11 protein-coding genes and 1 pseudogene are annotated in these 10,527 nt (G+C 59.1%); 7 read left to right on the forward strand and 5 right to left on the reverse strand.

Annotation, left to right across the window (positions count from 1 at the left end; translation table 11 throughout):
• From EN906_RS38960 to EN906_RS10765, 3 genes and pseudogenes are all read right to left on the reverse strand, one after another.
• Nucleotides 1-137: pseudogene (locus EN906_RS38960) on the reverse strand (cytochrome C556); the annotation flags it as partial.
• Between the two features lie 157 nt (nucleotides 138-294).
• A complete protein-coding gene (locus EN906_RS10760; RefSeq protein WP_013532667.1) occupies nucleotides 295-894 on the reverse strand; it encodes a superoxide dismutase in 600 nt (199 codons plus the stop codon).
• Between the two features lie 106 nt (nucleotides 895-1,000).
• Entirely contained in the window at nucleotides 1,001-1,879 is an 879-nt protein-coding gene (locus tag EN906_RS10765) for a branched-chain amino acid aminotransferase (RefSeq protein ID WP_127269956.1), read from the reverse strand.
• A 157-nt stretch (nucleotides 1,880-2,036) separates the two neighbouring features.
• On the opposite strand from EN906_RS10765, the gene EN906_RS10770 reads away from it, so the two are divergent.
• A complete protein-coding gene (locus tag EN906_RS10770; protein ID WP_127269958.1) occupies nucleotides 2,037-2,699 on the forward strand; it encodes a haloacid dehalogenase type II in 663 nt (220 codons plus the stop codon).
• 170 nt (nucleotides 2,700-2,869) lie between these two features.
• Nucleotides 2,870-3,694: a L,D-transpeptidase gene (locus tag EN906_RS10775; RefSeq protein ID WP_127269960.1), complete on the forward strand. Its 825-nt coding sequence runs from the start codon at nucleotides 2,870-2,872 to the stop codon at nucleotides 3,692-3,694.
• Between the two features lie 160 nt (nucleotides 3,695-3,854).
• Here the strand turns inward: EN906_RS10775 and EN906_RS10780 are convergent, their stop codons facing one another.
• A complete protein-coding gene (locus EN906_RS10780) occupies nucleotides 3,855-4,565 on the reverse strand; it encodes a FadR/GntR family transcriptional regulator (protein WP_127269962.1) in 711 nt (236 codons plus the stop codon).
• Between the two features lie 284 nt (nucleotides 4,566-4,849).
• Between EN906_RS10780 and EN906_RS10785 the strand changes: the two genes are divergently transcribed.
• The 5 genes from EN906_RS10785 to EN906_RS10805 all read left to right on the forward strand — a co-directional run bounded on the left by EN906_RS10785 (nucleotide 4,850) and on the right by EN906_RS10805 (nucleotide 10,036).
• On the forward strand, nucleotides 4,850-5,953 hold the full coding sequence (locus tag EN906_RS10785; RefSeq protein ID WP_127269964.1) for a substrate-binding domain-containing protein: 1,104 nt from the start codon (nucleotides 4,850-4,852) through the stop codon (nucleotides 5,951-5,953).
• A 168-nt stretch (nucleotides 5,954-6,121) separates the two neighbouring features.
• A complete protein-coding gene (locus EN906_RS10790) occupies nucleotides 6,122-7,162 on the forward strand; it encodes an ABC transporter permease (protein WP_236382866.1) in 1,041 nt (346 codons plus the stop codon).
• Nucleotides 7,119-8,717: a sugar ABC transporter ATP-binding protein gene (locus EN906_RS10795; protein ID WP_236382864.1), complete on the forward strand. Its 1,599-nt coding sequence runs from the start codon at nucleotides 7,119-7,121 to the stop codon at nucleotides 8,715-8,717. Before EN906_RS10790 ends, EN906_RS10795 begins: the two co-directional genes overlap by 44 nt.
• Nucleotides 8,714-9,502: an N-acyl homoserine lactonase AttM gene (attM, locus tag EN906_RS10800; RefSeq protein ID WP_127268346.1), complete on the forward strand. Its 789-nt coding sequence runs from the start codon at nucleotides 8,714-8,716 to the stop codon at nucleotides 9,500-9,502. Before EN906_RS10795 ends, attM begins: the two co-directional genes overlap by 4 nt.
• A gap of 57 nt (nucleotides 9,503-9,559) precedes the next feature.
• Nucleotides 9,560-10,036 (forward strand): nuclear transport factor 2 family protein, encoded by a 477-nt coding sequence (locus EN906_RS10805; protein WP_236382862.1) that lies wholly within the window; start codon nucleotides 9,560-9,562, stop codon nucleotides 10,034-10,036.
• Nucleotides 10,037-10,125: 89 nt separating this feature from the next.
• Here EN906_RS10805 and EN906_RS10810 read toward each other — a convergent pair.
• A partial coding sequence (locus tag EN906_RS10810; RefSeq protein ID WP_127375169.1) for a helicase HerA-like domain-containing protein occupies nucleotides 10,126-10,527 on the reverse strand: 402 nt, incomplete at its 5' end.

Raw genomic sequence — 10,527 nt, forward strand, 5'->3', positions numbered from 1 at the left:
CCCTTGACAACTTTCGACAGGCCGCCGACGATCTTTCCACGTTCCTTCATCAGTGCCTGCCGGTCGAGGACCGGGTCGGCAAAAGCCGCCGAGGCCGCGAGTGCGAGCATAGAGATGGCGATAACAAGCTTTCTCATTCAATTGGCTCCATGATGAAGGCATTTCGGGACAGGACGTTAACGGATGCCGTAGGAGGAAAATTCCCTCCCCGGACGACTTTTGCCAGATCTTTGCTTTTTATGGGACACTGAAAAAGAAAAGCCCCGGGTGATACCGGGGCTTCCTGGAAATCGATCACTTCGCCTTTTCGTACAATTCAAGGACATGGTCCCAGTTGATCAGGCTGTCGACGAACGCCTCGAGATATTTCGGCCGGGCGTTGCGATAGTCGATGTAATAGGAATGCTCCCAGACATCGACCCCGAGGATCGGCGACGCGCCATGGACGAGCGGGTTCTCGCCGTTCGGCGTCTTCGAGATCGCCAGCTTGCCATCCTTGACGGAAACCCAGGCCCAGCCGGAACCGAACTGGGTCGTGCCGGCGGCAATGAAGTCGGCCTTGAACTTGTCATAGCCACCGAGATCGCTATCAACTGCCTTCTGCAGGGCGCCCGGCAGCTTGTTGCCGCCGCCGCCTTTCTTCATCCACTTCCAGAAATGGATATGGTTGTAGTGCTGGGCGGCATTGTTGAAGAGGCCGGCATTCTTGCCGAACGACTGCTTGACCACCTCTTCGACCGACAGATCACCCAAGCCTGCCTCGGCGGCGAGCTTGTTTCCGTTATCGACATACGCCTTGTGGTGCTTGTCGTGGTGATATTCCAGCGTCTCTTTCGACATGTAAGGCTGCAAGGCCTCATAGTCGTAAGGCAGAGCGGGCAATTCAAAGGCCATGGATAGTACTCCCTCGTGGAAAAATCCGGTGTCGACACCGGAGTAAGATAGGTCTGGAATGGATTGGGACAACTCCGGATGAAGCGTCGGTCGCCTTTTTATCCGCTCAAGCAGCGGAAGTCGAATGCGCCCAATCCCAATAGAGTTCGCGCGCCTTTTTGGCCACCGGCCCGGGTTGCAGATTGCGATCCTCGATACGCGTGACCGGCACGACCTTGGAATGGTTCCCGGTCGAAAAAATTTCGTCCGCTTCGAGGAAATCGCGCACCGACAGCGTCTTTTCCGTGGTCTTGAACCCATACTCGCCAAGCAGCGTTATCGTGCGCGAGCGGGTGATGCCGGACAGGAAGGTGCCGTTCGGCGCCGGTGTAAAGACATGACCGTCCTTGACCAGGAAGATGTTCGAGGTCCCGGTCTCGGCAACGTTGCCCAGCATGTCGAGCACCATTGCGTTGTCGAAGCCGCGCATCTTGGCTTCGAGAATGGCCCGGCCGTTGTTGGGGTAAAGGCAGCCGGCCTTGGCGTTGGTCGGCATGGTTTCGATGGTCGGACGCCGGAACGGCGACACGGTCACCGAAAAGCCAGTCGCCGGAATCATCGGCGATTCATAGAGGCAAAGGCAAAAGCGGGTAGACGCCGGATCGGCCGGGACGCCCATATAGCCGCCATGCTCGGCCCAGTACATCGGCCTGATATAGACCGCCGTCTTGCCGTCGAACTTCTTCAACCCGTCCCATGTCAGCCCGACGATCTTGTCGGCGCTCATGTTCGGCTTCAGGCCGAGTGCGATCGCCGAAGAATTCACCCTGGCGGCATGGAGGTCGAGATCCGGCGCCACGCCTTCGAACCAGCGGCCACCGTCGAACACGCTGGTGCCGAGCCACATGGCGTGGCTGCGCGGCCCCAGAATGGCGACGTTGCCCTCGTGCCAATCACCATCGACGAAAGTCCATGTCGCGGATTGCGCCGCAGCCGCCAGTGTCATCGTGTGGTCCCGCCTCAATCGGTCTCGTGTGACGGCCATTGGAAGATGCTTTGGCGGGCGCCGTCAACCGGCATCATGGAGTTTTGTTGAGGCCAGTGCCGGGGCGCAATGCAATCAAAGCTTGCACCTTGTCGCACCTGCCCTCAAAACTGTTGTCATGCAATACGCCGCCTATGTCTTCGACGCCTATGGCACGCTGTTCGACGTGCATGCCGCCGTGCGTCGTCATGCCGACCGGATCGGGCCGGACGGCCAATTGTTGTCCGAGATCTGGCGCGCCAAGCAGCTCGAATATTCCTGGGTGCGCACGCTGATGGGCGCCTATGCCGATTTCTGGCAACTGACCGAACAGGCGCTCGATTTCGCCTTGCGCAAAGTTCCCTCGGCCGACCCCGGTCTCAAGGCGATATTGCTGGATGCCTACTGGCGGCTGGATTGCTATCCGGAAGTGCCGGCCGTGCTCAAGGCGCTCAAGGCTTCGGGAGCGAGGCTGGCGATCCTGTCCAACGGCTCGCCCGAAATGCTGCAGGCGGCGGTCAAATCCGCCGCGCTCGACCAGGTTCTGGATGACATCTATTCCGTCGATAGGGTGCGGCGCTTCAAGACCGACCCGGCGGTCTACGATATGGTCGCCACCGGCTGGCGCCTCTACCCCGGCGCGGTTTCCTTTCAGTCGTCCAATCGCTGGGACATTGCTGGCGCCACCAAATTCGGTTTTCGCACGGTGTGGATCAACCGCTCCGACCAGCCCGAAGAATACCGGGATTTCCCACCGGCCCTTATCCTGCCGTCGCTCGAAGCCCTTGTGCCCGGCAGCTAGGAAACCTGTGTCTCTGGCGCCACAGTAGCAGCCTGGTCACAGCTTCGCCTTTGTTTGCCCACGTTCGGGCCAGAATCGGAACCGCCTATCGCCCCAGGTGTTGTCAGGCACCCGCGCAACTGTCGGCGAATTCACGTTTTGTTGCGATTTGAGACTTAAAGAAGGCAACCATGTCCATTACCGAAATCGAATCTTTTCGCCTGAGCCGTCGCGGCTTTCTCAACGCCGCAGCCCTGGGCGCCGCTTCGATCGCGGTTTCCGCATGCGCTACCACCGGGCCGGGTCCGGTCGAGCCGCCGCCACCAACCTATGTCGAGCCGCCTCTGGCCGATTATGTGACGATGTACGCCGCTGTCAGCGACGGCGGCTTCGACTTGCCGGCCATCCCCGTCGACAAGATCGATCCGCAGTTCCTGCGTCAGATCGTTCCCGACCCGACGGGACAGAAGCCGGGAACCATAGTCGTCGATACCACCGGCCACTTCCTTTATCTGGTTCGTCCAGGCGGTCAGGCGATACGCTACGGTGTCGGCCTTGGCCGTGCCGGCTTCGAATGGTCTGGCGACGCCGTCGTTCAGTGGAAGCAGAAATGGCCGAAGTGGACGCCGCCGGACGAAATGATCGCCCGTCAGCCGGAATTGAAGCCCTATAGCGCCGACAATGGCGGCATGCCCGGCGGCCTGAAGAACCCGCTCGGCGCACGCGCGCTCTATCTGTTCCAGGGCAATGTCGACACGCTCTATCGTCTGCACGGCTCGCCTGAGTGGCGGTCGATCGGCAAGTCGGTCTCGTCAGGCTGCGTGCGTCTGATGAACCAGGACATTATCGACCTCTATGATCGCGTGCCCTCGAAGACTCCGGTCGTCGTGACCAGCGACGCCAGCCAACCCATGGTGGCGACGGCCAACCGGCAGGCGATTCCGATCGACGCCGGCGTGCCGGACGGATCGGTGCTGCTTGGACCGGTCAAGGCGATCACCAATTCGATCTTCTGATCTGCGGGGGCGTGACGAGGTTTGCCCCCTGAGGAGCTTTAGCTGTTCCTCAGCGGGCGCCAATGTAGCAACCTTCATGGACCATGCAGAGATTGCCGTCGCGCCGTGCAGGACGTTCACACCCTGATCTCCCTGGGGAGCGCACTTTAGGGGAACGGGCTCACTTCAGTCCCAGATGCAAGGACAGTCGATTTGCAGCTCCTCGAAGGTGCTTTTCCGCAGCTTTGCGAGCCTCTTGTGGATTCCCCTCCGCGATCGCGTTGAATATGGCGATATGCTCTTCCTGAACTTGGGAGAGTAGGGCATTTCGCAGCGAACTGGCGCGAGCCTTTCGGATAAAATTCCGTACATGCGACTCCAGGAAATTGGACATTTCCTTGAAATGCGGATTGCCGCAGGCATCGACGATCTCTCTGTGAAAGGCCATATCCTCCTCAACGCCGGCTTCATCGTTGTCGAACGCCCGCTGGATGGCATGCAATTGCATTTCAATCGCCGCAAGCTGCTTTGCTGAGCGCCGTTCGGCAGCCAAAGCTGTTGCAGCCGATTCCACCGCCATCAGAAGCTCGATGATGTTTTCAACATCCAATGCATCGGTCAGATCAACACCGGCCAATCGAAACGCCATCTCCTTCGTCTCGATTACGAACGCCCCTAGACCCTGCCGGGTTGCAACGAGTCCATCGCGTTTGAGGATGCCGATTGCTTCCCTGACGATCGGCCGGCTCACACCATATTTTTCCGATAGCTCGTGCTCCGTTGGCAGCTTGTCGCCCTTGGCGTGTGCGCCCGAAGTGATGTCACTCCTGATCCTCGAGGCTACGGAATCGGCAAGTGAAGGTCCTCGTCTAACCTTTTCATCATAAACCATACGGTGCTCCAACCATCGTCGCTTTCGGACGGCACATCTAAGCCGTTGTGGCTCTGTTGTACCCACGCTGCCGCGAATTTTCTTTTGTCAGAGTAGCAGATTTAACTTGTCAGGCAACCTGGCAATATGGTTCATTGGCAACTGCGGCATGCGGTACCAACGCCTTGCTGGTGCGCGAACGCTGGGATGTCGTGTCGGCAACGGTCCGAAGCGTGAGAACGCTCAGTCGCTGAGGTGACCGGTCGGGTCTTCGCAAGAACGGATAGAGAAACGGGAGGAAGCGCATGAATATTTTTGATGATCCGCAACGGTTACGCCGGCTTGCACAAGAGGCCACCGAATACACCGATTTCAATCGCCGGACTCTTCTGAAGAGTGTGGGCGGTCTGATCGGCGGCGCAGCGCTTGCAAGCACATCGATACTTGCCAGCGCCGAGGAAATAACGCCGCCCGCTGCCGGCAAGAAGGTGCGCATTGGCGTCCCGCTGACCTACGGGCCGTTCAATCAGCCGTGGCGCCGTGGCTGCTGGCAGATCGTCAAGGCGGTGCTCGATGCCGGAGGCGAGGTCGTCACGATTCGCGGCGAGCCGACAAAGCCAAGCGAACAGTCCGCCGAGCGGGCGCTGCTCGACCGCGGGATCGACGCGCTTGTGATGGGGATCTACTCGCAAGAATCCGAAACCGCCTATATTGCGGACGAGGCGCACAAGAGAGGCATCAAGACGGTCGGCTTCACCATTCCGGTCAAGAATTCACCGGCCGTCATGGACGATGTCTGGGGAACTGCGACCACGCTCGGCTACTTCGTTCAGAACTATACCGGCCGCCAGGGCACCTTCGCCCAGACCGCGGAACAGCGTGGTTATTTCACGCCGTTCGACATGGAAGTGGACATGTTCGAACTCATGTGCCGCTACGAGCCGCGCATGAAGGTGCTGCCCTTCATCGACGGCGGCCAGGGCACGACCGATGAGATTTCGGTCGGCCGTAAGAACATGCTGTCGCTTTTGCAGGCCCATCCGGAGCCTGGTTCGCTTGCGGCCTTCATCTCGTGGTGGTGGCCATTCACGCTCGGCGCGGCGCAGGCGCTGAAACAGATGAACAGGGACGACGTTCCGCTGTTCAATCACTACCTGTCGACCCAGTTCCTTGAAGCCTGGGCGGCCAAGCAGGTGCCGGTGGTCTTCAGCTGCGACTCGCCCTTCCCTGAAATCGGCCGCAAGACCGGCGAACTCGCGGTTAAGCTCGCGCGAGGCGAGGACGTGCCAAATATCGTCTACCGCATCCCCGTGATCACCAAGACGCCGGATCAGGCGAGCGAGGCCCTCGCCGAACTCAAAAGCTGGGACGAGCAGGCAATCGCCCTGCTGAAACAGTACGGCGGCTAGACGCGAACTGGCATACGGCGAGCAGAGCGTTGCCGCCGTATGCCCCGCTTTCAGCAGAATGCGACTCGTGCCGAAGGGTGCCGGGACCCAATCCATTTGGTGACGGCAATCGCGTGGGCACTGAACCGTACCCTTGCATCTGATCAACGAACGACTGGAATCTAAAAAGTGACGCATGTGGAGCAGGAAAGCCTTGCCAAGGCGAACACAGCCAAGGGTACTGCCGTCAACGCAGTGCCAGCGGGAAGACGCGAACCCGCCGTCATGCGGTTTCTCAGGCAATGGGGAACAATCATCGTCCTGGTCGTGGCCGCCGTTGGATTTTCCATAGCCTCGCCCTACTTCGCCACCGCTTCCAACTTGAACAACATCCTCTTTTCGATGATCGTCAGTGCGTTGGTCTCTATGGGATTGACCTGGGTCGTGACCGCGGGGAGCTTTGACCTTTCGATCGGTCTCACAGTGACGACGTCATCAATCCTCGTCGCCTTTCTGATCCCTATCACCGGCCCTTGGCTTGCAATCGTGTTTGCTCTGCTTGCCGCATGCCTGATCGGTGTGGTGAACGGGCTTCTGGTGACCTATGGACGGCTATCGGGCATTGTCGTCACGCTTGGTGTGATGTTCGTGCTCGATGGGATCAACGTTTTTATCACGGGCGGTTATCAGGTCCCTGTTAGCTACGACGAAACCGCATTCCTTTATCTCGGCCAGGGTAAGCTCGGAATCGTCGGCGTGCCCGTAATCATCCTGGTAGCGGTGTTCATCGTAGCCCTCATCGCCGCAGCGCGGACACGGATCGGCCACTACATCGCGGCGGTCGGCGACAATCCGATGGCGGCGTTCTACTCCGGGATCAACGTTTATCGATGGGTCATCCTCGCATTCGTGCTTTCGGCATTGATGTCGGGGATTGCGGGCGTGATCGTGACCGCTATCTCATCCTCGGCGCAACCGGTCGGTGGCGAGGGCTACCTCCTCGAGGCCTTCGCCGCGGTGTTCCTTGGCGCAACCGTGCTTGGAAAGGGCAAGCCACATCTGTTTGGCACTCTCGTTGGCGTCTTTTTCCTGTATATGGTGGATTCCGGGATGAATATGGTCGGCTTCCCCTTTGCCGCCCGCCACATCTTCCAGGGACTGGTGCTCATCGTCGCGGTTGGAGCAAATGCGCTTCTCAACCGTGAAGAAGTCCATCTCAAGTTTATCTGAGGTGACGGCGATGAACGCGACACCACTGGTTGAACTGAAGAATCTCGAGAAGGAGTTCGCCGGCACCAAAGCGTTGAAGGGCGTGAGCCTTAGCTTTCTGCGCGGCGAGGTGCACGGCCTGCTTGGTGAAAACGGTGCGGGCAAGTCGACCCTCATCAAAATCTTGACGGGTGTCTATGCCCCGAGCGCCGGTGAGATTTTCCTTGAAGGGTCACCGGTCAGGGTTTCCAGCCCGCCGGAAGCCCATCGGCTGGGCCTCGGAGCGGTCTATCAGGACGCAGAACTGGTATCCAGCTTCACGGTTGGGCAAAATATCCTTCTCGGCAATGAGCCCGGGAGGATCGGTATAAGCGACCGGGCGATCCATGACGAAGCTGCGGAGATTCTGTCGCAAATGGGCATCGAGCTCGACGTGCGGCGGCTTGCCGGCGCACTGTCCGCAGCCGAGATGCAACTCGTCACCTTGGCGACCTTGTTCCATCGGCGCTACAAACTGATCGTTCTTGATGAGCCGACAGCTCGCCTTTCGGCAGCGGAATCGGAAGTTCTTTTTCGGATCGTCGATGGCTTCAAAGCGCAGGGGATAGCCATCGTTTACATCTCCCATCGCCTTCGAGAGGTCCAGCAGATCTGCGACCGCGCCACGATCCTTCGAGGGGGACTTGTTTCCGGAACCCTTAATCGTGGCGAGGTCACCGAAGACCGCGTTACTGAACTCATGGTGGACCGCAGCCGCTCTGAGCTTGCGACCTACAATGATGGCAACAGCGTCCGTCCAGAAGTCCTGGTTGAGGTTGCTGGCCTCGGCACGGCGCAGTTGGCGCCCCTCAGCTTCAAGATGCAAGCCGGAGAGGTGCTGGGCTTCACCGGTCCCGTTGGCGGCGGGATGGAAGATGTCGCACGGGCGCTTGGCGGCATCAGCCGGCATTCCGGCACGGCAAAGGTGCGGGGCAAAGCGGTCAATCTGGCCACCCCGATCGCTGCACGTCGTTCAGGCATCGCGCTGATCCCCGAGGACCGGCGCAAACAAGCCCTTTTTCCCGCACTCTCGGCTGCCGAAAACATCTGCCTGCCGGTCCTGCATTCGCTGCAACATTTTTTGATGATCCGGCCCGGCACCATGAAAAGATATGCAGAAGCCGTGCTGGACCAGCTTGCGGTGCGCCCACGCGCTTCCTCCACGCAGGTGCGCTTCTTCTCCGGTGGCAATCAACAGAAGCTGGTCATCGGCAAATGGATGAGTGCGAAAGCCACCGTCTATATCATCGTGGAGCCGACCAACGGCGTCGATGTCGGTGCGATCAAGGAAATCTACGATATCATACTGCAACTTGCCCGCGATGGCGCCGCAGTCCTGCTCATTTCGTCGTCCCTGAACGAAATGCTCGCGCTCGCCGATCGGATCATGGTCATTCATGACGGCAACTGCGTCGCGGAGGCACCGAAAAAGAGCTGGACATATGACGACCTTCTGGCCGTCACCCTGAGCGGCAAGTCGCGACACACGGCGTCGCCGCCGCACGTCACCCGTTCAACAGAAGAGGAAAGCAGATGAGCACGGATATCAGGCTCTACATGTTCCAGACTGGGCAGATTCGACAGAAGGAGGTCGATATCAAGCTTGGCTACAGCCAGGACGAGTTCTTCACCCCAATCCCCTGGTACCTAATCGTCCATCCCAAGGGAAACATCGTTATCGACGGCGGCACAGCGGTTGAAGCAGCGCGTGATCCGGTTGGCTGGTGGGGCGACACCACAAAGAAATACTATCCTATCATGGATCCCGAAGAGGGCTGCGTGAACCAACTCGGCAAGATCGGAATGAAGCCCGACGATATCAAGTTCGTGCTGCATTCGCATTTGCATCTCGATCACTCCGGCGCCTGCGGCAATTTCCCAAAAGCCCGCCATCTTGTGCAGCGGCGGGAGATTGCATGGGCGTTCGCCGCCGACTGGTTCATGCAAGGCGGCTATATCAAGAAGGATCTGACCAAGGATGGCATCAACTGGGACGTGATGGAGGGCGAGGACCAGTATGATGTCTTCGGCGATGGCAGCGTGCAGACATTCCTGTCTCCGGGACACACCCCCGGCCACCAGTCCATCATGGTACGGCTGCCCAACACCGGTTCGATCCTTCTCGCAATCGACGCCGCTTACACGATGGATCACTGGGAAGAGAAATGCCTGCCCGGCGCGCTGACGTCCGCGCAGGAAGCCGCTGCTTCCGTCAGAAGGCTGCGGCGCATCGCCGAGAAAGAAAACGCGATTGTCGTGCCAGGCCACGACATGGAAACCTGGAAGAAGTTCAAGAAAGCTCCGGCGGAATACTATGACTAGGTTCCGCTGAAATATGCGGCCGGCTGAAGATCGCCGGCCGCACCGCTAAAAACCAAAATGGTCCTTCAAAATCAGTTGCGCGCGCGGACCGCCTCAACAAGGCGGCGCGGTACGCGTGGCGGGTTGCACGAGAGTATTTACCAGATGCACAAGGCTGCTCTCGATCAAATCCAGCAGCGCTGGAACGAGGCCTCCGCGCCATGGGATAAGAAATTGCTCTCCCAGATTTATACGCAGGACGCTCTTTTTTTCGGTCTACTGCCTAGGTTGTACGTCGGACGATCTGAAATAGAGGAGTATTTTGGAAGCTATCAACTCATACTAGAAAAAGTGAATTTAACGCTTGTCGACCAGAATACGAGATCGTTGAGTCGAGGTCTGTTCGCGGCGCAAGGGTTTGGCGATATCGTTAATTACTATCGTGACGGCTCTGTCGTAAAAAATAGGGTCAGGACTTCGTTCGTTGTTTCAAGAATCAATGGTGACTGGCAGATTTATCTGCACCATTTCTCTGAGCTGATCCGGGATAAATAAAGTCTACGGACAGTGGCGAGGCTCGCCAGGAACCGCGCTGAGCAACGGGGGTTCTACTCGCGCGACGGGTGGCGCATAGCTGCCGCTCCTTACCTGCCCCTCGACAGACTCCCCAATATCCCGCGCACGATTGCCCGGCCGACCGACGAGCCAACCGAGCGCACCACCGACTTGATCGCCGCCTCGGCCACCGTCTGGCGGTTGGACGGGCGCGGTGCAGATGTGCGCCTGCCACCGGATTGCGGCGCGGGATCGTCATTGCCGAAGCCCGGAATGGTCCAGCGCGAGCCGCCGCTGCCGGCCTGCTGGGCCTGCTCTTCGGCATCCTGCGCGTCCTTGGCTTTTTTTTGCAGCATTTCGAAAGCCGATTCGCGATCGACGGCCTGATCGTACTGGCCGACGACGGGGCTCTCCTGGATCAGCTTTTGTCGCTCGGCTGCCGTTATCGGTCCAAGGCGCGACGACGGCGGGCGGATCAGGGTCCGCTGCAC

Origin of the sequence: Mesorhizobium sp. M7A.F.Ca.CA.004.06.1.1, assembly GCF_003999135.1 — a bacterium.
Taxonomy (GTDB): domain Bacteria; phylum Pseudomonadota; class Alphaproteobacteria; order Rhizobiales; family Rhizobiaceae; genus Mesorhizobium.

What these genes read in the sequence shown, in the direction of transcription:
- EN906_RS10760 (WP_013532667.1), bottom strand. Translation starts at nt 894, where the DNA reads ATGGCCTTTGAATTGCCCGCTCTGCCTTACGACTATGAGGCCTTGCAG.
- EN906_RS10765 (WP_127269956.1), bottom strand. Translation starts at nt 1,879, where the DNA reads ATGACACTGGCGGCTGCGGCGCAATCCGCGACATGGACTTTCGTCGAT.
- EN906_RS10770 (WP_127269958.1), top strand. Translation starts at nt 2,037, where the DNA reads ATGCAATACGCCGCCTATGTCTTCGACGCCTATGGCACGCTGTTCGAC.
- EN906_RS10775 (WP_127269960.1), top strand. Translation starts at nt 2,870, where the DNA reads ATGTCCATTACCGAAATCGAATCTTTTCGCCTGAGCCGTCGCGGCTTT.
- EN906_RS10780 (WP_127269962.1), bottom strand. Translation starts at nt 4,565, where the DNA reads ATGGTTTATGATGAAAAGGTTAGACGAGGACCTTCACTTGCCGATTCC.
- EN906_RS10785 (WP_127269964.1), top strand. Translation starts at nt 4,850, where the DNA reads ATGAATATTTTTGATGATCCGCAACGGTTACGCCGGCTTGCACAAGAG.
- EN906_RS10795 (WP_236382864.1), top strand. Translation starts at nt 7,119, where the DNA reads ATGCGCTTCTCAACCGTGAAGAAGTCCATCTCAAGTTTATCTGAGGTG.
- attM (WP_127268346.1), top strand. Translation starts at nt 8,714, where the DNA reads ATGAGCACGGATATCAGGCTCTACATGTTCCAGACTGGGCAGATTCGA.
- EN906_RS10805 (WP_236382862.1), top strand. Translation starts at nt 9,560, where the DNA reads ATGGTCCTTCAAAATCAGTTGCGCGCGCGGACCGCCTCAACAAGGCGG.